Source organism: Sinomonas soli (assembly GCF_054782415.1).
This window is the reverse complement of record NZ_BAAGSN010000007.1, coordinates 72,803-96,544: the sequence shown is the minus strand read 5'-3', so window position 1 is coordinate 96,544 and position 23,742 is coordinate 72,803. Positions and strand designations below refer to the sequence as shown.

Below are 23,742 nucleotides of genomic sequence, written 5' to 3'. Positions count from 1 at the left end.
TCGGAAGGAGTGGAGCGGGCGGAACGGAGGTGCGGTCAGGAGACGGTGGAGGGCTGCGCGGTGGTCGACTCCGCCGTGAGGAGGGCGTGGAGGTCCGCGACCCCGCTGAGCGCGAGGTCGGGTACGTCCGCGCCGGTCCGGCCGGCGAGCTTCTCGGGCGTGGTCGAGCCGGTGAGCACGAGGACGCTCACGGCGCCCATGCTGCGGGCCAGCTGTGTCTCGACAAGGGCATCGCCGACGACGGCGATCCGGCCGGGTTCCGAGGCCGCCTCGCCGACCCGGTGCAGGAGCGCCTCGCCGAGCGCGGGGGACGGCTTGCCCAGGACCGTCGGAACGACGCCGGCGGCCCAGCCGATCGCGTGCGCGACCGCGCCGGAGACCACGAGGGACTTGCGGATCCCGCCGTGGAACCACGGCACGTCCACGGTCGTGTACAGGGGCGCGCCGGCGTCGACCGCGAGGGCCGCCGCGTTCAGCTGCGCGGCCGTGTAGGAGTCGTCAGCCCCCACGAGCACGACGTCGGCCGGCTCGCCCGCGCCGTCGGGGTCCGCGAGCGGGTGCCCGGCAGCGGCGAGCGGCTCGGCGATCCCCTCCCCGCCGACGGCGAGGACACGGGCGCCGGGGTGGTGGAGCGAGAGGTAGTCCGCGGCGGCGGAGCCGGCGGTGACGAAGTCCTCGTCCGGGACATCGATGCCGTGGCCGCGCAGGTGTTCGGCGTAGACGCGCGGTGGCTGCTGGGACGCGTTCGTGCATACGAGCACGCGGTCGCCGCGGCCGTGGAGGAACGCGACCAGGTCCGCGGCGCCGGGCATGGCCTCGCCGCCTGCCCCGCCGGCCTTCGTGGTGCGCATGAGGCAGCCGTCCACGTCGATCACCCACGCGTGGATGTCCGTGAGTGCTGCGGGGTTCTCGGGGGTCATGCGGTGGCCTCCTTGGCCTCGGGTGCGGCGCGGTTGAGGGCGAACTTGGTGTCGCCGCTGCTGACGGACACCGACAGCCCTGACGACGGGGACCCGGACGCTGCGAGCAGCCCGGCGAGCGTGGCGGTCGTCGAGTCCTTCCGTGCGGCGACCATCCTGTCGACCTGCTCGGCGGGCATGACGGCGCGCAGGAGTAGCTCCTCGTCGCTGAGGTGGATCCCGAACTGCTGCCGAAGCCCCTTCACGGTGACCTCCCCGGCGTCGTCCGGCTTCTCCCGGCCCCGCGGGGTGGCGAGGGCCCGGTCGAGGAGGTCATCGTTGACCTTGCCCGGCAAGGGGCCGAAGTCTCCGCGGAGCAGGTCCACGACCTCGTTGGAGATGGTCCTGTAGCGCTCGCCGGAGATGACGTTGAGCGCGGCCTGGGCCACGATGTACTGCGCGAACGGGGTCATGACGATCGGCCAGCCGAGGTCCTCGCGGACCTGGAGGGACTCCTCGATCACGGCGTCGAACAGCTCGGGGCGGCGGATCTCTGCGAGCTGGCGGCGCGTGGTGGACTGCACGCCGCCAGGGATCGTGTGCCGGTAGTAGGCCTCGTCGTACTGGGCCGGCTGGCCCTGCGGGAGGCGCTTGATGCGGGCCTGCCGCGTCAGGTACGCCGACGCGCGGTCCATCGCCTCGACGTCCACGTCCACCTCGTGGCCGCGGGCGCGGAGGTTGGCCACGAGCTGCTGGGCCTTCGGGTGCGAGGGCCCGTCCGCGAGGGGCGGCAGCGCGCAGTGCAGCGTCGGCACGCCGAGGTCGGCGGCCTCCAGCAGCGTGATGGGCGACAGGCCCGTGGTCGAGTGGGAATGGACCTCGCGCAACTGGGGTCCATCCGGGGTGCGGCCGAGCGAGGCCTGCAGCGCCGGAATCAGCGTGCGGACGCTGTCCGGGGTGAGGATGCCGGAGGGGTCCTTGAGGTACACGCCGTCGATGTCCGGGCTGTCGCTGAGCTCGCCGGCCTTCTCAGCGAAGTACTCCGGAGTGTGGACGGGGCTCATGGTGTAGCAGACCCCGCCGATGACCTCCTCGAAGCCCACCCGCTTGGCCATCGCGGCCGTGCGCTTGGCGCCCTCCATGTCATGCATCGGGTCGATGACCCAGAGCTTGCGCACGCCGTTGCGGGCCAGGAGCGTGAAGGCAAGCTCGAACACCGCATCCGGCGTGCGGCCGAACGTGATGAACCGCTTGCCCGTGGTGAGGAAGCCGAGCTGGGTGGTGGGCGCCAGCTGCCGCGCTGTGCGGAGCCGCTCCCACGGATCCTCGGCGTGGTAGCGGACGGCCGTGGCCATGAGCGTGCTCGAGACGAGCTCGAGGGTCCTGTAGCCCACGGCGTCGAGCAGCGGCGCGACACCGCGGACCATGCGGGTGGTGATGCCGGTGGCGCCCCAGAGGCTCTGGTTGCCGTCGCGGAGCGAGACGTCGACGAGGCTGATCGTGGCCATCAGTGCACCTCCGCGGGGACGGGGCGGGAGCCCGGGGCCTGCATGATGTCCTCCAGATGGTCCGTGAGCCAGTGGGTCGTGACCGCATTGGCCCGGTAGTCGGGATGGGCGAGGATGCGGCGAAGGAGCGGCAGGGACGTCGTCGGCCCCTCCACCTCGAACGCCGCAAGGGCCGAGCCCATGCGCTCGATCGCCGCGTCCCGGTCCGGGCCCCACGAGATCTGCTTGGCCATGAGGGCGTCGTAGTAGGGCGGGAACAGGTAGCCCTCGTAGATGTGGGTGTCGAGCCTGAGGCCGCCGGCGGCGCTCGGGCGCCAGCGCGTGACGCGGCCGGGGCTCGGCGCGAGCCCGCGGCCTGGGTCCTGGGCGGTGATGCGGGCCTCGATCGCATGGCCCGTGACGGCAATGTCCTCCTGCGTCACCGAGAGCGGTGCACCGAGGGCCGCGAGGATCTGCTCACGGACCAGGTCCACGCCGGTCACCGCCTCCGTGACGGGGTGCTCCACCTGGAGGCGGGGGTTCACTTCGAGGAAGGCGAGCTCGTCGCGGGCGGGGTCGTAGAGGAACTCGACGGTGCCGAGGCCCACGTAGTCGAGTGCCTCGGCGATGCGCAGGGCACTCGCGTGCAGCAGCCGGCGTGTGGCCTCGGGCAGGGCCGCGCAGGGGGCCTCCTCGACGGCCTTCTGGTAGCGGTACTGGACGGAGCACTCGCGCTCGCCGAGGTGGACGCGGTGGCCATGCCGGTCGCCGAGGACCTGGACCTCGACGTGCTTGGCGTCCTCGACGAAGCGCTCGAGGAACACCGTGCCGTCGCCGAAGCTGGCTTCCGCCTCGGCCGAGGCGAGCTGCCACGCGCCGAGGAGCTCGGCGTGGCTGCGCACGAGCTTCATGCCCCGGCCGCCGCCCCCGAACGCGGCCTTGATGAGCACGGGGAAGCCGATCGAGTCGGCGAGGGCCGAGACCTCCTCTTCCGTGGTCGCGGTGCCGCCCTTCGAGACGGGGACGCCGTTGGCCTCCGCGAGGCGGCGGGCGGTGAGCTTGTCGCCGAGCGCCTCAAGTGCCTCGGGCTGCGGGCCGATGAACGTCAGGCCCTCCTGGGCGCACAGCCGCGCGAACGCGGGCTGCTCGGACAGGAATCCGTACCCCGGGTGCACGGCGCTGCACCCCGTGGCGGCCGCCGCGTGCACCACGGTGTTCATCGCAAGGTAGGACTCGCCGGGGCGGGGGCCGCCGAGCACGACGACGCGCCCGGCCCGCTTCGCTGCGAGCGTGTCGCGGTCCGCGGCGGAGACGCCGAGGACGGTCTCGAAGCCGAGCCGGTCGCACGCCTCGATGAGCCGGACCGCGATCTCGCCGCGGTTGGCGATGAAGATCCGCTGGGGCGAGGAGCCGCTCATGCGGACTCCCGCACGGCGAAGAGCGGCTGGCCGAACTCGACGAGGTCTCCGTCCTTGGCGTAGATCTCCGTGACCGTGCCCGAGACCCCGGCCTGGACGGAGTTCATGAGCTTCATGACCTCGACGATGCAGACCACGGCGTCCGCCTCGACCGATTCGCCGATCCCCACGAACGCAGGGGCTCCCGGCTGCGGGGAGGAGTAGAACGTGCCGAGCATTGGGGCGGTCACCACGGTGTGACCGGCCTCGGGCGAGGACGCAGGTGCGGGAGCATGGGCCGCCGGGGCGGGGGCTGCGGCGGTCGGCGCTGCGGGGGCCGGCACGGCCTGCAGTGCGGGTGCCGGCTGAGGCGAGGCGGCAGCGGCCGGCGAAGGGCCGGCGTCGTGCGCGGTCTGAGGCGGGGCCTGCGGCGCGGCCGCAGTGTCGGCGAGGCGGCCGCCGCGGGAGACCCGGAGCCGGAAGTCTCCCTTCTCGAACGAGAAGTCGGTGAACTCGGTCTTGTCGAGCTGCTCGATGACCGCTGCGAGCTCTTCGAGGTCAAGGTCCACGGGGCAGCGCCTCCTTGCATGTGGTGGGGATCACTTGTCAGAACCGTAGAATGCGGTTCCTTCTATCGCAATCACATTGCACAACATTCCTCTCATGGGAATTTGGTGGGGAGCGGATCGTCCCGCGGAGGACCTCGACGCCTCGTCCGCCGCAGGGCGCGAGCAGCTCGGTGGGCACGCGGGAGAAGGTCCGCAGCGGGGAAGCCCTCGGGCGGGCGGAAGCCACGCGCCAAGGCAGGTGCCGCCGGCTCGAGGGGGTCCCTTGCTGCGGCGCGAGACGGTAGCATTAGTCGACCTTTCCCGAGGACAGCCGCCCTGCCGTCCGACGGAAGAGAGCTTCACACAGGAGATGCAGGCCATGTCCTTGACCACGCCACGCCGCACCCCCAAGGAATCAGCCGAGATCGACGCGGTCCTGTCGCGCCATCCGGTCATCGCGAGCATCAAGGACGACGACGGACTCCGAGCGGTCCTCGGGGCACCGTGCCCGGTGGTCTTCGTCCTCTTCGGATCGGTGATGTCCGTCGGCGGAATTGTCGGGACCCTGAAGGCCGCTGGGAAGACGGTATTCGTCGACGTCGACCTCCTGGATGGCTTCTCCAGCAAGCCTGTGGTGGTCGATTTCCTGAGGGCGAACACGCAGGCCGATGGGATTCTCAGCTCGAAGGCCGCGATCGTGCGCGCAGCGAAGACTGCGGGCCTGATGGCCATCCATCGGCTCTTCCTCGTCGATTCCTTCAGTTACAACAACGTGCCCAAGCAGGTGGGCCTCTCGGGCGCCGATGCGATTGAAATTCTCCCGGGATGCATGCCGCGCGTCATTTCGTGGCTCCGCGAGGACGTGGACCTCCCGCTCATCCCAGGCGGCCTGGTGTGCGACAAGGAGGACGTCATCGGGGCGCTGGGTGCGGGGGCTGTCGCCGTGGCTTCCTCCAACCGCGGCGTCTGGCTCATGTAGCCGGAGCGGCCTCGGGAGACCCCTTCACAGCCCCCGGAAGGCTGTGTTAGAGTCGTCGCACCTCAGAACTTCATACAGTTTCGGGACATGTCCCGAAGCGGTTGCTCGAAAACCAGAGAACAGCGACCCCCAATTCCAAGGGGATCGCTGTTCTCTTTTTTTGTGCACTTTTTCGTGCACGTTTCCGAGCGCCTTTGCAGTTCTCGAGCCCATCAACTCATGGAACGGAAGAATCGGAATTGGCTAACCTCACACGCGAAGAGATCGTCAGCGCCTATGTCGACATCCTCGGCAGCGAGCGCGTCATCACGGATGAGCAGACCCTCCGCGAGAACAGCGTGGACCGCTACTACAAAGTGGAGAACGTCTTCGGCATCTACTCGCTGCCGCTGCCGGCGGCGGTCGTGAAGCCCCGCACCCCCGAAGAGGTCTCCTCGGTCCTCAAGCTCGCGAATGCCTACAGCATCGCCGTGGTGCCGAAGACCGGCGGATCGGCCACGGAGGGCGGCCTCGAGACCATCGTCGAGGACTCGGTCGTCATCGACGGCTCCCTGATGAACGAGATCATCGAGATCGATACCGAGAACATGCTGGCCACCGTCCAGTGCGGCGTCCGCCTCCAGGATCTCGAAGACGAGCTCCGCAAGATCGGCTACACCACCGGGCACTCTCCCCAGTCCAAGCCGATCGCCCAGTTCGGCGGCCTGGTCGCGACCCGGTCCATCGGACAGTTCTCCACGCTCTACGGCGGGATCGAGGACATGCTCGTGGGGGCCGAGACCGTCTTCGCCAACGGCGAGATCTGCCGGATCAAGAATGTCCCCCGCCGCGCGGCCGGCCCCGACATCCGCCACCTGATCCTCGGCAACGAGGGAGCCCTCAACTTCATCACCGAAGTGAGCGTGAAGATCTTCCGCTACTACCCGGAGAACAACCGCTTCTACGGGTACCTGCTGGATGACATGAAGACGGGCTTCGAGATCCTCCGGGAGGTCGTCACCCAGGGCTACCGGCCCTCCGTCGCGCGGCTCTACGACCAGGAGGACGGGCTCTACCACTTCAAGCACTTCTCCGACGGCCGCTGCGTGCTCATCTTCATGGCCGAGGGCCCCCGGCCGCTCGCTGACGCAACAGGAGCGGCGATCGAGCAGATCGTGTCCCAGCACTCGGGAGTCGACCGCGTCGCCGACTCGCTCATCGAGGACTGGTTCAACCACCTCAACTGGGACGTCTCCAAGATCGAGGAGGAGAGGATCGAGATCCGCGAGACCCTCAACAACGGTTTCACCACCGAGATCTCCGGCAACTGGAGCGTCATCAACGACATCTACACCAGTGCCCTCGACCGGATCCGCCGCGAAGTGCCGGCCCAGTTCACGCTCCTCGGCGGGCACTCGAGCCACAGCTATCTCAACGGCACCAACATGTACTTCGTCTACTACTACAAGATCGACGTGGACCCCACCGAGGAACGCACCGTCTACCACGACCCGATCCAGGACATCATCGTCGAGGAGACCCTCAAGCGCGGCGGCTCGATGTGCCACCACCACGGCGTCGGGAAGCACCGGACCCACTTCCTCGCCGAGGAGTACGGATCCTCGCTCTACATGCTCGAGACGCTCAAGTCCGCCTTCGACCCGAACCGCATCATGAACCCGGGGACCATCATCCCGCTCTGAAGGCCGGGCCCGAGCAGGGCACCGCATACCTCCACGGGGCCGAGCCGTCGCCTCAGCCCCGCCCCTCATGAACCACCCGGAACCCAGCAGGAGCACGCATGTCCGAGTCGAGCATCGTCGACTTCCAGATGAACTTCTTCTCCTTGAAGAACAAGAATGCCATCGTGACCGGCGGCAACACCGGCCTCGGCCAGGCCTTCACCCTTGCGCTGGCGAAGGCGGGAGCCAACGTCCTCGCGGCCAGCATCATGCCCGACGACGGCCGCACCGCGGCGATGGTGGAGGAGGCCGGGTCGAAGTACTCCTACGTGATGTCCGACATCACCGTCGCCGGGAACCCCAAGAAGGTCGTCGACGCGTGCGTCGAGGAGTTCGGCAGCGTCGACATCCTCGTGAACTGCGCCGGCCGGAGCATCAACGAGCCTGACGTCCTCAAGTACACCCGCTCGCAGTGGGACCCGATGGTGGCGCTGAACCTCACGGCCGCCTTCGAGATGGCCCACGAATGCGCCCAGCACATGGTCCGCCAGCGCAGCGGCAAGATCATCAATATCTGCTCAGTGTTCACCTTCCTCGGCGGCCAGTGGTCACCCGCCTACGCCGCCACCAAGCACGGGATCGCCGGCTTCACCAAGGCCTACTGCGACGAGCTGGCCCAGTTCGGGGTGCAGGTGAACGGGATCGCCCCCGGCTACTACGCCACCGAGCTCACCGCCGACACCCGGGCGAACCCCGAGGCCAACCAGCGGGTCCTGGACCACATCCCGGCCAACCGCTGGGGACAGACCCAGGACCTCATGGGCGCCACCGTGTTCCTGGCCAGCCGGGCCTCTGACTACGTCAACGGCCACATCCTCAGCGTCGACGGCGGGTACCTGGTGCGCTGAGCGCGCCCGGCAGACGAGGGATCAGACCATGACCAGCAAGTACATCATCGGACTCGACGGTGGATCGCAGAGTTCGAAGGCCACCATCTTCGACAGCGACGGGAACGTCGTGTGCGAGGCGACCCAGCCCCTGGCGCCGATGCACACCCCCGGAGCCGGGATCGCCGAGCATCCCGACGACGACCTCTACACTTCTCTGGTCGCCGCGGCCTCCCGGGTGATGAAGGCATTCCCCGGCAACCCCGCCGACATCGTGGGCGTCGGGCTCTGCAGCATCCGCTGCTGCAGGGCCCTGGTCCGCAGCGACGGCACCCTCGCCGAGCCCGTCCAGAGTTGGATGGACGAGCGGCTGTCGAGGCCCTACGAGCACACCAACCAGGAGGTTGCCTACGTCACCACCGCGTCCGGCTATCTCATGGGGCGCCTCACGGGCGAGCTGACGGACACGATCGCCAACTACATCGGGCCCTGGCCGATGGACGTCCGGACCTGGGACTGGTTCGACGACCAGGAGACATTCGACTCCTTCAAGGTGCCGCGGGAGATGCTCTACCGCCTGCAGATGCCCGGGGACATCGGCGGGTACGTCAATGCCACCTTCTCCAGCCAGACCGGCATTCCCGAAGGCCTGCCTGTCGTGCACACCGCCAACGACAAGGCCACCGAGGCACTCGGCTCGGGGCTCCGGGACGGCGCCACCGGGCTCGTCTCCCTCGGCACGTACATCGCGGGCATGGTCATGGGGAAGGAGTTCGCCCCGGAGCCCCAGAGCTACTTCTCCAACTTCGCCTCCGAGCCGTACCGGTACATCTACGAGTGCGCCGGCATCAGGCGGGGCATGTGGACCGTCTCCTGGCTCCGGGACCTGCTCGGAACCGAGATCGCCCTGGCCGCGGCAGAGGCCGGCCTCAGCAGCGAGGAGCACCTCAACCTTGCGGCCTCGGCCGTCCCCGCAGGAAGCGAAGGGCTGCTGTGCGTCCTTGACTGGCTCGCCCCGCCGAACAAGCCCTTCAAGAAGGGGATGTTCATCGGCTTCGACGAGCGCCACGGATATGCGCACATGTACCGGGCAGTGCTGGAGGGCATCGCCTTCACCATGAAGCGGAACATGGACGCCATGGCCACGGAGCGGAGCCTCGACCTCGAGGTGCTCGTCCTCTCCGGAGGCGGCTCGAACAGCGACCTCGCGGCACAGATCTTCGCCGACGTCTTCAACGTCCCTGTCGTCAGGAACTCCGTCCGCAACGCGGCCGGCCTCGGCGCCGCGATCTGCACCGCCGTGGCCTGCGGAATCTACGCCGGCTTCGACGAGGCCCGCGAGCACATGGTGCACCGCCACGACCGCTTCGAGCCCACGCCCGGCAACGCCAGGCTCTACGCCGAACTCTGCGCCGTCGCGGGGGAGATACCTCGCCAGACGGACCCCATCCTCGAACGAATCCACCAGATCCTCACAGATGACAAAGGAGCCATCTCCCATGCCTAAGCTCGGCAGATCGAAGAAGATTTTTCAGCTTGCACTGCTCATCCTCGCCGCCGGCTCGATCTACCCCCTGGTCTACCTGCGCCAGAACTTCGAAGCCACGATCCTGACGGTCTTCCACCTGAGCAACTCGGAGCTCGCCGACCTCTACTCGATGCTGGGGATCATCTTCGTGATCGGCTACATTCCCAGCGGCTGGCTGGCCGACAGGGTCCCTGTGCGGTATCTGATCGTCTTCTCGTTGGTCCTCACGGCGATCACAGGACTCTTCTACGCCCAGGTCCCCGACAAGTCCACGCTGCTGTACGTCTACCTCGCGTGGGGCTTCGCGACCGTCTTCACTTTCTGGAGCGCGATCCTCAAGACCGTGAGCCTCCTGGCCGACAAGAGCGAAGAAGGCAAGTACTTCGGCGCCCTGGACGGCGGACGAGGGCTGGTAGAGGCGATCCTCGCCAGCTGCGCCGTGGGACTCTTCGCGGTCTTCGCCGGAGGCGGAACCCCCGACTTCATGTCCTCCAAGGCCGGTTTCCAGGCCGTCGTCTACATGTACTGCGCGGTCCTCATCGTCATCGCCGTGCTGGTCTTCTTTGTCCTCTCGGACGGGGACAACTCCGAGAAGGCCACTCGGGACGAGCCCGTCGAATCCACCTTCGCCGCCGTGCGCCGCATCCTCAAGATCCGTGAGGTCTGGGTCATGAGCATCGTCCTCTTCTGCGGCTACACCCTCTTCTGGGCCCACTACTACTTCTCCGGATTCCTCAACGTGAACCTCGCGGTCTCGCCCGTCAACGCCGGAGTCGTCACTGTGATCATGCTCTGGATGCGGCCGATCGGCGGATTCGGCGGCGGCTACCTGGCCGACAGGCTCGGCAAGTCCCGCGTGCTCGCGGTCTCCATGACCGCCGCGGCAGCAGGACTGATCGGCCTGAGCCTTCTCCCCAGCGGGTCGACCGCCGTGGCGGACGTGCTCGTCGTGGCCGTGGGCCTGTTCCTCTACGCGATCCGCGGCGTCTACTGGTCCCTGCTGGACGACTGCCGCGTGCCCGCGGCTGCCACCGGCATCGCGATCGGGATCATCTCCTTTGTGGGCTACCTCCCTGACATCGTCATCCCGCAGATCAGCGGCGCCATCTACGCTGCCTTCGGGAAGGACGTCGCGGGCGCCAACAGCCTGTTCTTCATCGTCACTGCGGCCATCGGCGTCATCGGGGCCGGCGCGGCGGCCTACTTCGCCGTGCTCATGAAGAAGCGGCGGACCGCAGAGGCCGCCAGCGTGGGCGCGGTGCTTCCCGCAGCAGGCTAGCCACGGCCCGGCAGCGGAGGAGGAGGGCGGTAGAGCCGGCAGCGGCCCGCCGCCCTCCTCCGCGCCGCCAGCTCAGCTCAGGCAGGGCCCTCCGGGCCGAAGAGCTCCTCGGCGACGTCCTCGCGGAGGTGGTACTCGCGGTTCTCGACGGGCCAGAGGTGCCCCTTCACCACGTAGTAGCCGCGCCCCTCTCCCGGACCGCCGGCCGCGGTGTCGATGGCCCTCAGCAGCGCCTCGTCCAGGATCTGGGCGGGGCCCCGCGAGCGGAGCGTCTCGAGCTCCTCGGGCCGAAGGGAATGGAGCATGCCGGTGACGTCGACCATGACGTTCCTCCTCGTGACGCTTCTGCTTAACGACCACAGGGCTGCGGGGTCGAGTGTACGGTCGGCGCCGCGAGCAGGGGAAGCTACCGGTGGCCCCGCTTCCACTGGGTGGAAAACGCCTCCCGCGCCCGTTCGGCCCGGCCCTGCTCGAGGGCATGGAGGCGGCCGAGGGCGAACGCGTTCGATCCTTCGAGGAACACCGAGACGGCCAATTCGCGCAGCAGCTGGCGCAGGACCATGCTGTCCTGGAACTCGCCGAGCACCTCCTGGATGGCCTCCGCCTCCTCGGCGGTGTGCTGCGCCTCCCCGCCGAGCACCGGCGTGACGGACTCGGCGGTGTAGCGCAGGCGCTTGGCACACTTGCGGACCTCATGGAGCGCTGCCTCCTCGGACCCAGTGCCGGCCACGGCCTGCGCGGCGGCCACGGCCCGTTCGACCCGGTCGCGGTCTGCCTCCAGACGGCGTGCGGCGGCCTTGCCCGCCTTGCGGCCGGCGGCGTCCCTCAACGGGGGACTGTCGACGAAGGCATCGAGCGCTTCGAGCAGGCCGAAGTAGCGGTCCGACTCGAGCGCCTCGAGCGCGGCTTCCCTGGCGGCGGTGTACCGGGCGCCGAGCTCCTCCTCGATGCGCTGGGCCACGGGTCCCATGAGCAGCTCGGGAGGTTCGGCCGCGATCAGCTCCCTGAGGCGCGCCCGCATCACCTCGATGTCCCGCGTCCCCCCGACCGCCGAGGCGAGCCACTGCAGGTCCTCGCGCAGCCGGGCCACCGTGCCCGGATCGACGAGCTTCTTGTACGAGGCGAGGACCGACCGCAGCCGCCGGGCGCTGACCCGCATCTGGTGCACGGCATCCGGCTCGTCGTCCCGCACGGCCGGGTCCACGGACAGGAGCGTCTCGGCCTGCTGGCGCACATAGGCGAGCAGGACCGAGGAGATCGGATCCTTGGGACCCGGGACCCGACTCCGCCGCCCGCGGCCTCCGTGCCTGTGCGGCCCGTCCGGCCCGTCCGGCCCGTCCGGCCCGTCCGGCGCGGGGACGAGCCCCTGGAATGCCGCCGCGTGGTCCGCGCCGTCCCTGAACGCCGCTTCCGCCGCCTCGAGGAGCCGCCCGGGCGCGTCGACGAGCCTGAGGCCCCACGTCCGGCGCTCCTCCATGACCTGCGTGGGGTAGACCGACTGGGTCCGGATGACGTCGTCGGTGAACTCGGCTAGGACCTTCTCCTTCTTCCCGTAGAGCACGGTGCTGCTCCCGGCGACGTCCACGTGCACCGTCGGCTCCAGGGGCCTGCCGTGGGCGCGGGCGCGCGTCATCCGGACAAAGCGCTCCGGCACCGGCTCGTCCTCGGCGCCCAGTGGCTCGACGTGGTGCTCGCGCTGGCCGTCGCTGCCGGGGAGGTCCAGCTGCCAGCCGGCGTCGGGGCCGCCGGTCCTCCGGCTGAGGACGATCCCGCGGGTGCGGAGGGCGAGGTCCGCAGTGTCGAAGTACTGCGTCCCGAGATGATGGCCCACGGGGCTGCCGACCCGCCGCACGCCGGGGAGGGCGTCCAGAGGCGGAGGCGTCCCGGGCGGACGGACGTCGAAGATCTGCTCGGCTCTGAGGTGCTCCGGCATAGAAGGAGCGTAGGCCGTGGCCTGCCGGGGCGCACGATGCAAAGGGCCCTTGATTTGGCCGGGGGGCCCTCGTGAGGTGCCCGTTAGCGCCGGCGGTCCCCCTCGCCGCCCAGCCGCCTCCCCGCCACCACGAGGCCGACGGCGAGCAGCAGCCCCGCGGCCCCGCTCACCAGCAGCGGCACCCGGCCGGCGTCGCCCCACGCGAGCCCGGCCCAGAGGCCCGCGATCAGGATGCCGCCGCCCGTGAGCCCCTGGAACAACCCCTGGGCGCGGCCCTGCGCCTCCGCCGGTGCAAGGCTGGAGACCCACGCCTTCCCCACGCCGTCGGTCGCCGCCGCGAATCCGCCGTACACGGCCAGCACCGGGAACACCCACCCCGGCTCGCTGATGAGCCCCAGCCCGAGGTAGCCCGCCGCGAAGCACGCGAGCCCGGCGGCGAACACGAGGTGCCGCGGGACCCGGTCCGAGAGCGCCCCGGCCGGGTAGGACAGCCCCGCGTACGCCACGTTGTAGAGGATGTACGCGCCGATCACCCCCTCGGTCGAGAGCCCCAGATCGTGGGCGCGCAGCAGCAGGAGCGCGTCCGGGAAGTTCACCAGCGAGAAGACCGCCAGGCCCCCGATCAGCAGCCGCAGCCCGGCGGGGAGGCGGGCCGGGGCACCCGGGTGGGCGGCCGGCGTCGTGCGTCGCGGCACCCCCGCGGGAGGGACGACGCCGGCCGGAGGCTCGCGCTGCTCCCGCACCGCGGCGACGAGCAGCACCGAGAGGACGGCCGGGACCACGGCGACCCACAGCAGCGGCGGGATCTGGCGGTGGAACAGCTCGTAGAGGACGAGGCCGAGGGCGGGGCCGACCACGGCGCCGAGGGTGTCCGCCATGCGGTGGAAGCCGAAGATCCTGCCGCGGCTGCCGGAGCCCACGCCGTCCATGAGCAGGGCGTCGCGGGGCGCGCCGCGGATGCCCTTGCCGAGGCGGTCCACGCAGCGCGCCACCAGCACCACGGGCCACGACCCGGCGAGGGCGATGATGAGCTTGCCCACCGCCGCGAGCCCGTAGCCGAGGCCGATCAGGCGCCGCCTCGAGGACCGGTCCGCGAGGCGGCCGGCCACGATCTTCGTCAGCGAGGCGGCGCCCTCCGCCGCGCCCTCGACCGCTCCGACCACCGCCGCCGGGGCCCCGAGCACGGTGGTGAGGAAGATCGGCAGGATCGGGTACAGCAGCTCACTCGCGGCGTCCTGCAGGAAGCTCACGCCGGAGAGCGTGGCGACGTTGCGGGTCAGCCAGCGCGGGCGCCTCACGGGGGTCACGGTCCGAGGCTTCCACGCGGGGGAGGGGAAGCCAAGAGGTGTGGGACGGCGGTCAGGGCCCGCGCGTCCCGCTGGCGTTGACGTCCGCGGCGACGTCCTCGGCGAATCGCCGGACCGCGTCCCACTCCGTGTACACGTAGTCGCGGCTCACGTCGGTGCCGAGCCCGGGCTTCTGCCCCTCGGCCCACCTCTTCATGAGGTGCCGCCGGACGAACCCGTAGTGCGTGTGGACGAGCGCGCCGCCGAACAGCGCCACCCGGTCGGGCCGCCAGCCCGTCTGCTGCTCGAACCGCTCGACGTAGCCCTTGGCCTCGGCCGGGTCCGGCTCGACCGTCAGGCTCACCGAGAAGAACGCCGTGGGCCTGCGGTTCAGCACGTCCGCGTGCGCCCGGATGAAGTCCACCGTGTGCTGGTCGTGCCGGCCCAGATGGACGGACGCGCCCACGACGACCCCGTCGTAGGGGGTCGGGTCTGCGTCGGGGGCGGTCTTCAGGTCCACGAGCGTCGCCTCGATGTCATGCGAGCGGAGGACCTCCGAGACCACGTCGCTGATCTTCGCGGTCTGCCCTTCGGCCGCGCCATAGGCGAGGAGAACGCGCTTCACGGTGGCCCCCTCCAGGAGTCTCCAGGGCTGTAGAGCGATTCTGTGCTGCTCCGGCGCGGCGCGACACGGGCCAAAGACTCTAAAGCGGGTGCCCTCCCGGAGGGGCGGTGCGGGGGCGCTGGTGGCTGGGCTTCACTGTCATGCCCTTCACCGATGCCGTAAGCTGCCTTGGCGGTCTGTGTGGGGCGGGACCGCCCGTCCCCCCAGCCGCATGGCCCCGCTCCGGGGCAGGGGCGCCCACCGCGGGTGAAGAGAGAGGGACCGATGACTCAGATCGACGCAGTGCTGTCCGTCACGGGCGAGGCCCAGATCACCGGCTCCGACGGCAGGACGTGGCGCACCGCCTACCCCGACCTCGAGACCGCCCGCGAGTCGGTCCACGCCACCGCTGTCGCCACCGCCGCGGAGATCGACGCTCCTGTGCACCTGAAGATCTCCGAACCGGCCGGCGAACAGCGCCTGCTCGTCCACGGCAACGGCGAGTTCGCCGTGGACGCCCCCCATGGTTCCGCGGGGCCGTCCGCGTTCGACGCGTCGGGTTTCGACGCGTCCCTGGGCGTTCCGCCGACGCCCGCCCACGCCCCGGCGCATGCCTCGCCATCGATCGATCCTGCGGCCGTCGCGCCGGCGTTCCCCGCGCACCTGCCGACCCAGTCGGCGTCGTTCGAGCCGGCGGGGTTCGAGCCGTCCGCGTTCGAGCCGTCCGCGTTCGAGCCGTCCGGGTTCGAGCCTGCGACATTCGAGCGTGCGTCATCCACGCCGGCGCCGCCCGCGCACGCCCCGGCAGGCGCTTCCGCGGATGTTTCCGCCGCGGCTCCGGCACAGGACGCCGAGCTCCCCGCGGCGATCCGCGACGGCGCTCGGGCCGAGCCGCCACTGCGCGAGCGGCGCCGCCGCCCCACCGCCGCCGACTTCGCCGCCTCCCGGCCCTCCGTCCCGCAGAGCCCGGCGCGCGAGGGCTGGCAGGGCGCGGTCAACACCCTCTCCGGCGGCACCCTGCGGTTCGCGCCGGGGGAGCGGGAGATGACCCGCCGCGAATGGCGCGCCTCCGTGCAGCGCGGCCTCGCCGGCCACAAGTGCGTCGTCTTCGTGAACCTCAAGGGCGGGGCCTCGAAGACCACGAGCTGCTACCTCACGGCCGCGACCCTCGGCCGCGTCCGCGGCGGCAACGTCCTCGCCTGGGACAACAACGAGAACAAGGGCACGCTCGGCGACCGCGCCATGCAGGCCAGCCACGACCACACGGCCGCGGACCTGCTGGCCAACATCGACCGCTTCGCCCAGCCCTCCAATGCCCACGAGCTCGTGAACTACGTGCGCGCCCAGGGCGAGAACAAGTTCCACGTCCTGGCCTCCCAGAACCAGGCCGGGGACAAGGAAGTGATCGACGGGAGCGCGTTCGTGCAGCTCCACACGGTGCTGCGGCAGTTCTACCACCTCGCCCTCGTGGACACCGGCAACGCGTCCACCGCCGGGACCTGGCAGGCCGCGGTGGAGATCGCGGACGAGATCGTCCTCGTGGCGATGAACAAGGAGGACTCCTCCAAGACCCTCGCGGCCACCGTGGACACCCTCGTGGACATGGGCTTCGCCGACAAGCTCAGCCGCGGCATCCTCCTGGTCACCCAGCCCGCGCTCCCGTCCAAGAACCGCAAGGCCCGCGCTGCCGCCAACGAGGAGCGCCTGGCCCGCATCCGCGACCACTTCGGCCACTACGTGCGCAAGATCGTCGTCGCCCCGCACGACGAGGCCCTCGACGACGGCGCGGACATCATCTTCGAGAACCTCGCCCCGGAGACGCAGGAGGCCTACCTCGAGGCGACCGCGGCGATCGTCGACGGCCTCTGACCCCCGGGCCGCCGGTCCCTGCTGCTGCCGCGAGGTCACCGGCGGCCGACGACGCCGGGCGGCCACCCGGCGTCGTCCGTCACCTCTCGATCGTGGCGCTCGCGCGGAGCGTCTCGAGCGGGATGTGGGCGGTGGCCCGCTCGATCTGGGCCGAGATGCCCCGCAGCGTCGGGAGGTGGCGCAGCATCCCGCCGGCCTGCGAGGACAGGACCACGATGCCCAGGCCCGCGCCGATCCGGCCTGTGTGGAACACCGGGACCGCGAGGGAGGCGGAGCCGAGGCGCACCTCCTCGGCGGTGGTGGCGTAGCCCTGCTCGCGGATCTGGACGAGCTCGTCGGCGAGCCGCGCCGGGTTGACGTGGGTGAACGCCGTGGGCTGCTCGAGCTGCCGGTTGAAGTACGCGTCGCGCACCCAGTCCTCCTCGAACGCGAGGATCACCTTGCCCACCGCGGTGGCGTGCATCGGCAGGCGGCCGCCCACCCGCGACGCCCGGGGCACCCTCTTGGTGCCGTAGATCCGGTCGATGTAGAGCACCTCGTGGCCCTCCCGGATGGCGAGGTGGGCGGTCTCGCCCGTGAGGGAGAACAGGTCCTGCAGGTAGGGGCGGGCGGTGTCGCGGAGGGCGCGCCCGGCGTTCTGGCCCAGCTCCCAGAGCCTGATCCCGAGCTGGATGCGGCCCTGCGGGTCCCGGGCCAGGGCGCCCGAGTCGACGAGCTCGCCGACGAGCCGGTGCGTGGTGCTCAGCGGGAGGTTCGCCGCCTCGGCCAGCTCGGACAGGCTCAGGGACCGCCGCCCGGACTCGAATGCGAAGAGGATCGCGAGGGCCTTGGACGTCACGGTGCGGCCGGGCTCGCTGCTGCCGCCAGCCATCCGTGCCTCCTCGCCGGTGATCGCCTGCCGCATGCCACGTTGGGGGCTGTCCTGTGAGGCCCGTGCCCCGCGGCTACGGCAACTCTAGCGCTGCCCGCTCGGGCCAGAGGTTGGCGGACTCGACCGCCGCGAGGCCCCGGGCCAGCGCCCGTGCCGCGTCGGTGAACAGGTGCCCCGTCACACGCGAGGCGCACAGGCGCAGGGCCTGGCCGCGGTCCAGCCCGAACCAGTCCATGACGGTGTCCAGCCCGTGCGGGGTCAGCCGCCACGTCTTGTCCGAGTCCTTGACGATCGCGTCCTCGATCGAGAGGGCCTCCCGGCGCGAGTCGTGCCCGTCGATGATCCCCACGATCCGGGCCGAACGCTCGCCCGGTACGCCCACCTCGGCGAGGATCCCCTCGGCGAGCCGGGCCCCTTCCTTCTCGTGCAGCAGCACAAGGTCCGGCCTGCCTCCGCCCGGCGCGATGGCCTCGAGCACCTCGCCCGGGGCCACCTTGGACCAGCCGATGTCGTGCAGCATGATCGCCGGCAGCACCACGCCGGGATCCGCCTCGGGATGCGCCGCCAGCAGCGACCGGGCGATCGCCACGGCGTAGAGCGTGTGCGCGTCGTTGCTGCGGACTCCCAGATGGACCACCGCGCGCGGCCAGATCCGTGCCAGCTCGGCGTCGAGCTCGTCCCCGAGCCCTGACGTGAGGCCGAACACGCCGTCCGGCTGGGCGGGGATGGACGCGCTGACGTCCCGGCCCACATGGTTGGCAGCCGCGGTGTGCTTCAGACCCATGGGGCCAGTCCACCGCGCCGGGTGTGGGCCGCGCCACCAGCGGCTTCCGCTCAGTGGGAGGCGGTGTTCCGACGCGCTGCGTGCGGGGTGCAGAGGTCCGAAACTGCACACCTCGGGCGGTCTCAGGGCCCGTTCGGGCGGTTCCAGCGCCCGAGTGACGCAGTTCCTGACGCAGAGGCGAGCCGGAGCCGGCCCGAGTGGCCTATGCGTCCGGCTGCTCGGCCTCGACGACGGACACCACGGCCAGGAAGCCGCGGCCACTCACGGTCGGGGCAGGCTCGCCGCCCACCACGGTGTCGTAGCGTGCGAGGGGAGTGGCGCCGTCGTCCGGGGTGCCGGCGGTGGCCTCGCCATCGGCGTGCACCCCGGGCGCGGCCACGGCGTCGCCCTGGAGGAGGACGCCGAGCTGCCCAGGCCCGAGCGGGAGGGCGCGCTTCTTGGACAGCTCGAGGATGGTCACGTAGCCCGCGCAGGCGCCGCGGCGCGTGATGAGGTTGAGGTCACGGATGGGGCCGGTGGGGAGCACGGCGCTCGCGGGCGCACCGCCGTCGAACCTCAGGGGGCGGTGGCGCTCGAGCCCGTGCTCCCGGCCGTCCACGGTGAGCACGAGCAGTTCGCCGTCGATCACTGTCAGGACCCGGTCCATGCCCTCGAAGCTGGAGAAGTCGCCGGCCCGCTCCACCTCCGCGATGCTGAGCCGCCAGTCCCAGTCCCCGCCGGCGGTCTGGCCGGCGCCCGGGTGGCTGCCGCGGGCGATCTCGACCGTGGTCCCACCGCCGTTGCGCCAGCGGGCGGGTGCGAGGTCTGCGAAGCGGATGATGTGCGGGGGCATGGGCGTCCTTCCGTGGGTGCTCCAAGGCTACGGGGCAGGGGCAGGGGCAGGGGCAGGGGCGCGGGCGCGCGGCCTAAGCTGGGTTCCATGAGCGCCGCCGCGACCCTCCCGAAGGCCCTCGGAGCGCGAGTGGCCGAGGCGGTGCAGACCCTCACCCCCGGGTACTTCGCGCTCACGATGGCCTCCGGGATCATCTCCGTGGGGCTCGAGCTCGAGGAGATCCACTGGCTCTCGGCGGCGCTGCTCGCGATCTGCGAGGTCTCGTACGCGGTGATCCTGGTCCTGAGCCTCGCGCGGCTGGTGAAGTTCCGTGCCGACATGACCCGGGACTTCCTGGACCCCGGCCGCGCCTTCGGCTTCTTCACCTTCATCGCCGGGACGAACGTGCTCGGCGTGCGGCTCGGAATGACGGGCTGGCTCGGTGCGACGGCCGCGCTCCTCGCCGTGGCCGCACTCGTGTGGGCGGTGCTCGGCTACGTGGTGCCGTGGACAGCGGTGCTGGGCCGGGAGGAGCGGCCCGTGGTGCGGGATGCGAACGGGTCGTGGTTCATCTGGTGCGTGGCGAGCCAGTCGGTGGCGGTGGCCTCGGCGTCGGTGGAGCCGGCGGCCGGGGGCGACTGGCGGCCTGCCCTCGCCCTCGTCGCCGTGGTCGCCTGGTCGGTGGGGCTCATCCTGTATGCCGCAGTGGGCATTTTCGTGTCCCTGCGGCTCATGACCTATCCGATCCGGCCGGAGGACCTGCGCCCGCACTACTTCGTGGCGATGGGGGCGATGGCCATCAGCGTCCTGGCCGGGGCACGGATTGCCGAGATGGCCGGCGCCCCGATGGTCGACGCAACCCGTGGGCTCGTGGCGGGCGCGTCGGTGGTGTTCTGGGCGTTCGCCTCCTGGCTCTTTCCCGTGCTCCTGGCCGCAGGGTGGTGGCGCCACCTCGTGCACCGCGTCCCCCTCGCGTACGAGCCCGGGCTGTGGAGCGTGATCTTCCCGCTCGGCATGTATGCCGTGGCGGGAATCTATCTGGGCCGGGCGGACCGGCTGCCCATCGTCGAGTTCATCGGCCGCGCCGAGCTGTGGGTGGCCGTGGCCGCCTTCGCCGCGGCGTTCGCCGGGATGCTCTGGCACCTCTGGGCCACCCTCGTCCGGCCGGGCGCCGCGCGCCCCGCCTGAGGGCCGCCCCCTGAGGTGACCCCCAGGACGTGACCTTCAGGAGGTGACCCCCAGGAGGGGACCTTGAGACGGTGGCCTTCAGACCTCGTGAGACCATTGAACGGAATCAGCGGCGGCGCGTGGAGGAGGGCATGATGGCCAATTCGGGCTCCGGGGACTCCGTGGTGGACCGCGTGGTCCGGATCCTGGAGGCGTTCCCCGAGGGGGTGAGCTCGCTGCCGCTCGGGGAGCTTGCCGCCCGAGCCGGCCTGCCGCTCACGAGCGCGCACCGCCTGGTCAGCCAGCTCGCCGGCCACCGCCTCCTCGAGCAGGCTCCCGGCGGGAAGGTACAGCTCGGCCTGCGGCTCTGGGAGCTCGTGAACCGCAACTCGCCGACCCTCGTGCTCCGCCAGGCGGCGCTGCCGTTCATGGACGACATCCACCAGGTCCTCAACCAGAACGTCAACCTCGCGGTGCTCCAGGGCGACGACGTGCTGTTCGTCGAGCGACTCTCGCGCCGCGGCTCCGTGGCCAACCGCGCCAAGGTCGCCGGGCGGATGCCGGTGCACGTCTCCTCCGCCGGGGTCGCGCTCATGTCCGCCCAGCCGCCCCACATCCAGGCCGCCTACCTCGCCCGGTTCCGCGACCCCACGGGCAAGGCGACCACCGAGCATGTCCGCCAGCTCCTCGCCGCCGCCGCGACGCACGGGTACGCCGAGCTCGCCGGCGTGGTCGATCCCGACACGTGGGGCATTGCGGTTCCCATCTACGACCGCCAGCGCCGCGCGGCGGCGGCGATCGGCGTCGTCGTGCCCCTCGCGGAGGTGCGGATGCAGCAGCTGGTGCCCGCCCTCAAGACGGCGGCCCGGGGCATCGGCCGGCAACTCGGGTCCGTGGGGTAGGCGGGGGTCTTCCCGAGGCACGACGGCGGTATTCGGCTCTCGTTTTCGGCGGCACCTTCCGATGAACGGAATTCGGGTTCGCGGTGCCAGCGAGCCGCGTCACACTCGAGGGAGACGCACGCCGCAGCGGATCCCATCCCGCCGGCCCTGTGCCCCGAAGAACCCGAAAGGAACGATCATGGGCGATCGCACCGTCATCACCACCCAGGTGGCCATCATGGGCGCAGGTCCCGCAGGCCTCATGCTCTCCCACCTCCTGCACCAGGCGGGCATCGAGAGCACGGTCGTGGAGATCCGCAGCCGCGAGGAGATCTCCGGCACGATCCGCGCGGGCATCCTCGAGGCCGGCTCCGTGGACCTCCTCGTGAACTCCGGCGTGGACAACGTGCTCCGCAACGGCCACGAGCACGAGGGCACCGAGTTCCGGGTCAACGGCGAGGGCCACCGGATCGACTTCAAGGGCCTCGTGGGCCAGTCGGTGTGGCTGTACCCGCAGAACGACGTCTTCGACGACCTCGCCGCGCGCCGCGAGGCCGACGGCGGGGATGTGCGCTACTCGTGCTCGAACACCGACGTCTACGACCTCCTCGGCACCCCCAAGGTCTACTTCACCGACGCAGACGGGCACGACTTCGAGCTGCGCGCCCAGATCCTGGTCGGCGCCGACGGCTCGCGCTCGTACTGCCGCCACCAGATCCCCGAGTCGAGCCGCAAGACGTACTTCAACGCGTACCCGTTCGCGTGGTTCGGCATCCTCACCGAGGCCCCGCGCAGCGCCCCCGAGCTCATCTACGCCAACTCGGCCCACGGCTTCGCGCTCATCTCGCAGCGCACCGACACGGTGCAGCGCATGTACTTCCAGTGCGACCCCACGACGAACCCGGCCGACTGGACCGACGAGCAGATCTGGGAGCAGCTGCGCGTGCGGGTCAACGGCAACGGGTTCGAGCTGAAGGAGGGGCGGATCACGGACAAGGTGGTGCTGCCGTTCCGCTCGTTCGTCCAGGCCCCCATGCGGCACGGGAACCTGTTCCTCGCCGGCGACGCCGCGCACACCGTCCCGCCCACGGGCGCCAAGGGCCTGAACCTGGCCCTGCACGACGTCAAGCTCCTGTTCGAATCCCTCGACTCGTACTTCAAGTCCGGCTCGACCGCGCTCATCGACACCTACTCGGACCGCGCGCTCCACCGCGTCTGGAAGGCCCAGTACTTCTCCTACTGGATGACCACGCTCCTGCACACGGTCCCGAGCGAGGAGAACCACGACTTCTTCCGCGCGCGCCAGCTCGGGGAGCTCCGCTCGCTGCTCGAGTCCGAGTACGGCCGCGCCTACATCGCCGAGTGCTACACGGGGTGGCAGGGCAAGTAGCCGGGCGCGCCGCGGCGTGCGGCGCACACCCTCAGGACGTGACCTTCAGGAGGTGACTCCCAGATTCTGGGGGTCACCTCCTGTGCGTGGTGGCCCTCCGTCCGCCTCGTTGCCCGCCGTTGCCGCCTCCGGGAGGGGCCACGCGCGAAGATGGGTCCATGACCAACGCTGTGCCGGACCTCACCGATGAGCCCTCCTTCTACCTCGACAAGTCGGACCCTGCGGCGTGGAAGGCCCTCAACGGCCTCACCCTCGCCGTGCGGAAGGCGACGGACGACGCCGGGCTGCCCCGCGCCGTCGTCGAACTCGCCTCGGTGCGGATCTCGCAGATCAACGGCTGCGTCTACTGCCTCGACCTGCACGGCCGGCTCGCCGTCGAGGCGGGCGTGCCCGAGCGGAAGCTGCACGTGCTGCCGGCGTGGCGCGAGGCCGGGCTGTTCACGGTGCTCGAGCGGGCCGCGCTCGACGTCGCCGAGGCCGTCACGCTCCTGCCCGACGACGAGGAGCGGCTCAGCACCCTCGCCAAGGCCAGGGCCGAGCTCGGCGACGCCCGGTTCTCCGCGCTCGCGTGGGCCGCGGTGACGATGAACGCCTTCAACCGCGTCTCCATCGTGAGCCGCCACAAGGTCCAGCCCTAGCCCCTCGCACGGTCGCATCTTCCGACCTCTTGTTCTCCGATCGTCAGCGATATATCGTTAAGTATCGATCGCGCGAAAGGAGAACCCCCATGCGATCCCATCAACACCACCACGACGCACTGCACCACCACGACGGCCCCCGCGGGCCGCGCCGCGGATTCGGCCCGGGAGGGTTCGGTCCCTCAGGCCCGGCGGACTTCGCCCCCGGCGGCCCGGGCGGCGGATTCCCGGGCTTCGGCCCCGGATTCGGCGGCCACGGCTTCGGCCCCGGCCACCATGGTCCCGGCGGCCACGGCTTCCCGCCCGGCTTCGGGCCCCGCGGGGGCCGGAGGGCGAGCCGTGGCGACGTCCGGGCCATGATCCTCTCGCTCCTGTCCGAGCAGCCGCTCACGGGCTACGGCATCATCCAGGCCGCCGGCGCCAAGACGAACGGCGTCTGGAAGCCCAGCCCCGGCTCCGTCTACCCGACGCTCCAGCAGCTCGTCGACGAGGAGCTCGTCGAGCAGGCCGGCGAGGGCAAGCGCACCGAATATGCCCTGACCGAGGCCGGCCGCGCCTACGTCGCCGACCACGCCGAGGAGCTCACCAAGGCCTGGGATGCCGCGCCCGGAAGAAGCGAGGCCACCGAGGCGTTCATGGAGAGCGTCGGCAAGTTCATGGGCGTCCTGCACCAGTTCCGGGCGGCCGCCACGGACGAGCAGCGCGCCCAGGCCGCCGCGAAGATCGACGAGGCCCGCAAGGCCCTCTACCTGATCCTTGCCGAGGACTAGCGGGCGCACCCCGATCCTCTCGGGGCGAACACAGATCGCTTGGGCTTCGCAGGAACCGGGCGGAAAGTAGGAG

General features: G+C 70.7%; 22 protein-coding genes. 11 read left to right on the top strand and 11 right to left on the bottom strand.

What is annotated here, in order from left to right; genetic code table 11:
* Positions 1-35: 35 nt before the first annotated feature.
* From ACYVKZ_RS08145 to accB, 4 genes are read right to left on the bottom strand one after another with little or no spacing between them, the layout of a single operon-like run.
* Positions 36-920, bottom strand: coding sequence for an HAD-IIA family hydrolase (locus ACYVKZ_RS08145; RefSeq protein WP_460991646.1), 885 nt, complete (start codon positions 918-920; stop codon positions 36-38).
* Complete coding sequence (locus ACYVKZ_RS08140) at positions 917-2,407, bottom strand: pyruvate/oxaloacetate carboxyltransferase (protein WP_460991645.1); 1,491 nt, start codon at positions 2,405-2,407, stop codon at positions 917-919. The genes ACYVKZ_RS08145 and ACYVKZ_RS08140 overlap by 4 nt, the downstream gene beginning before the upstream one ends.
* Entirely contained in the window at positions 2,407-3,804 is a 1,398-nt protein-coding gene (locus ACYVKZ_RS08135) for an acetyl-CoA carboxylase biotin carboxylase subunit (RefSeq protein ID WP_460991644.1), read from the bottom strand. The genes ACYVKZ_RS08140 and ACYVKZ_RS08135 overlap by 1 nt, the downstream gene beginning before the upstream one ends.
* Positions 3,801-4,352: an acetyl-CoA carboxylase biotin carboxyl carrier protein gene (gene accB / locus ACYVKZ_RS08130; protein WP_460991643.1), complete on the bottom strand. Its 552-nt coding sequence runs from the start codon at positions 4,350-4,352 to the stop codon at positions 3,801-3,803. Before accB ends, ACYVKZ_RS08135 begins: the two co-directional genes overlap by 4 nt.
* 358 nt (positions 4,353-4,710) lie before the next feature.
* Here accB and ACYVKZ_RS08125 point away from each other — a divergent pair, with 358 nt between their 5' ends.
* The 5 genes from ACYVKZ_RS08125 to ACYVKZ_RS08105 all read left to right on the top strand — a co-directional run bounded on the left by ACYVKZ_RS08125 (position 4,711) and on the right by ACYVKZ_RS08105 (position 10,665).
* The gene (locus ACYVKZ_RS08125) at positions 4,711-5,310 is read left to right on the top strand and encodes a glycerol-3-phosphate responsive antiterminator (RefSeq protein WP_460991642.1); all 600 of its coding nucleotides are present in this window, start codon (positions 4,711-4,713) and stop codon (positions 5,308-5,310) included.
* Between the two features lie 239 nt (positions 5,311-5,549).
* Complete coding sequence (locus tag ACYVKZ_RS08120; RefSeq protein WP_460991641.1) at positions 5,550-6,992, top strand: FAD-binding oxidoreductase; 1,443 nt, start codon at positions 5,550-5,552, stop codon at positions 6,990-6,992.
* Positions 6,993-7,090: 98 nt separating this feature from the next.
* Positions 7,091-7,879, top strand: coding sequence for an SDR family NAD(P)-dependent oxidoreductase (locus tag ACYVKZ_RS08115; RefSeq protein WP_460991640.1), 789 nt, complete (start codon positions 7,091-7,093; stop codon positions 7,877-7,879).
* A 28-nt stretch (positions 7,880-7,907) separates the two neighbouring features.
* Positions 7,908-9,365 carry an FGGY-family carbohydrate kinase gene (locus tag ACYVKZ_RS08110; RefSeq protein WP_460991639.1) on the top strand — a complete coding sequence of 486 codons (1,458 nt, stop codon included), beginning with the start codon at positions 7,908-7,910 and terminating at the stop codon, positions 9,363-9,365.
* Positions 9,358-10,665 (top strand): MFS transporter, encoded by a 1,308-nt coding sequence (locus tag ACYVKZ_RS08105; protein ID WP_460991638.1) that lies wholly within the window; start codon positions 9,358-9,360, stop codon positions 10,663-10,665. Before ACYVKZ_RS08110 ends, ACYVKZ_RS08105 begins: the two co-directional genes overlap by 8 nt.
* A 77-nt stretch (positions 10,666-10,742) precedes the next feature.
* On the opposite strand, the gene ACYVKZ_RS08100 is transcribed toward ACYVKZ_RS08105, so the two are convergent.
* From ACYVKZ_RS08100 to ACYVKZ_RS08085, 4 genes are all read right to left on the bottom strand, one after another.
* Positions 10,743-10,988, bottom strand: coding sequence for a hypothetical protein (locus ACYVKZ_RS08100; protein ID WP_460991637.1), 246 nt, complete (start codon positions 10,986-10,988; stop codon positions 10,743-10,745).
* Between the two features lie 83 nt (positions 10,989-11,071).
* The gene (locus ACYVKZ_RS08095; protein ID WP_460991636.1) at positions 11,072-12,598 is read right to left on the bottom strand and encodes a CYTH and CHAD domain-containing protein; all 1,527 of its coding nucleotides are present in this window, start codon (positions 12,596-12,598) and stop codon (positions 11,072-11,074) included.
* A gap of 83 nt (positions 12,599-12,681) precedes the next feature.
* On the bottom strand, positions 12,682-13,905 hold the full coding sequence (locus ACYVKZ_RS08090; RefSeq protein WP_460991635.1) for an MFS transporter: 1,224 nt from the start codon (positions 13,903-13,905) through the stop codon (positions 12,682-12,684).
* Positions 13,906-13,957: 52 nt separating this feature from the next.
* Complete coding sequence (locus tag ACYVKZ_RS08085; RefSeq protein ID WP_460991634.1) at positions 13,958-14,509, bottom strand: flavodoxin domain-containing protein; 552 nt, start codon at positions 14,507-14,509, stop codon at positions 13,958-13,960.
* A 264-nt stretch (positions 14,510-14,773) separates the two neighbouring features.
* On the opposite strand from ACYVKZ_RS08085, the gene ACYVKZ_RS08080 reads away from it, so the two are divergent.
* Complete coding sequence (locus tag ACYVKZ_RS08080; RefSeq protein WP_460991633.1) at positions 14,774-16,357, top strand: MinD/ParA family ATP-binding protein; 1,584 nt, start codon at positions 14,774-14,776, stop codon at positions 16,355-16,357.
* 79 nt (positions 16,358-16,436) lie between these two features.
* On the opposite strand, the gene ACYVKZ_RS08075 is transcribed toward ACYVKZ_RS08080, so the two are convergent.
* The 3 genes from ACYVKZ_RS08075 to ACYVKZ_RS08065 form a co-directional block, all read right to left on the bottom strand.
* Complete coding sequence (locus ACYVKZ_RS08075) at positions 16,437-17,228, bottom strand: IclR family transcriptional regulator (protein WP_460991632.1); 792 nt, start codon at positions 17,226-17,228, stop codon at positions 16,437-16,439.
* 73 nt (positions 17,229-17,301) lie between these two features.
* Positions 17,302-18,012: an HD domain-containing protein gene (locus tag ACYVKZ_RS08070; protein ID WP_460991631.1), complete on the bottom strand. Its 711-nt coding sequence runs from the start codon at positions 18,010-18,012 to the stop codon at positions 17,302-17,304.
* A gap of 202 nt (positions 18,013-18,214) precedes the next feature.
* Positions 18,215-18,844: a HutD/Ves family protein gene (locus tag ACYVKZ_RS08065; RefSeq protein ID WP_460991630.1), complete on the bottom strand. Its 630-nt coding sequence runs from the start codon at positions 18,842-18,844 to the stop codon at positions 18,215-18,217.
* An 87-nt stretch (positions 18,845-18,931) separates the two neighbouring features.
* Here ACYVKZ_RS08065 and ACYVKZ_RS08060 point away from each other — a divergent pair, with 87 nt between their 5' ends.
* The 5 genes from ACYVKZ_RS08060 to ACYVKZ_RS08040 all read left to right on the top strand — a co-directional run bounded on the left by ACYVKZ_RS08060 (position 18,932) and on the right by ACYVKZ_RS08040 (position 23,669).
* Positions 18,932-20,011, top strand: a complete 1,080-nt coding sequence (locus tag ACYVKZ_RS08060) for a tellurite resistance/C4-dicarboxylate transporter family protein (RefSeq protein ID WP_460991629.1) — start codon at positions 18,932-18,934, stop codon at positions 20,009-20,011.
* A gap of 134 nt (positions 20,012-20,145) precedes the next feature.
* Complete coding sequence (locus ACYVKZ_RS08055; protein WP_460991864.1) at positions 20,146-20,892, top strand: IclR family transcriptional regulator; 747 nt, start codon at positions 20,146-20,148, stop codon at positions 20,890-20,892.
* Positions 20,893-21,070: 178 nt separating this feature from the next.
* Positions 21,071-22,261, top strand: a complete 1,191-nt coding sequence (locus tag ACYVKZ_RS08050) for a 4-hydroxybenzoate 3-monooxygenase (RefSeq protein ID WP_460991628.1) — start codon at positions 21,071-21,073, stop codon at positions 22,259-22,261.
* Between the two features lie 158 nt (positions 22,262-22,419).
* Positions 22,420-22,899 carry a carboxymuconolactone decarboxylase family protein gene (locus ACYVKZ_RS08045; protein ID WP_460991627.1) on the top strand — a complete coding sequence of 160 codons (480 nt, stop codon included), beginning with the start codon at positions 22,420-22,422 and terminating at the stop codon, positions 22,897-22,899.
* Between the two features lie 89 nt (positions 22,900-22,988).
* Complete coding sequence (locus ACYVKZ_RS08040; protein WP_460991626.1) at positions 22,989-23,669, top strand: PadR family transcriptional regulator; 681 nt, start codon at positions 22,989-22,991, stop codon at positions 23,667-23,669.
* The last annotated feature ends 73 nt before the right edge of the window (positions 23,670-23,742 follow it).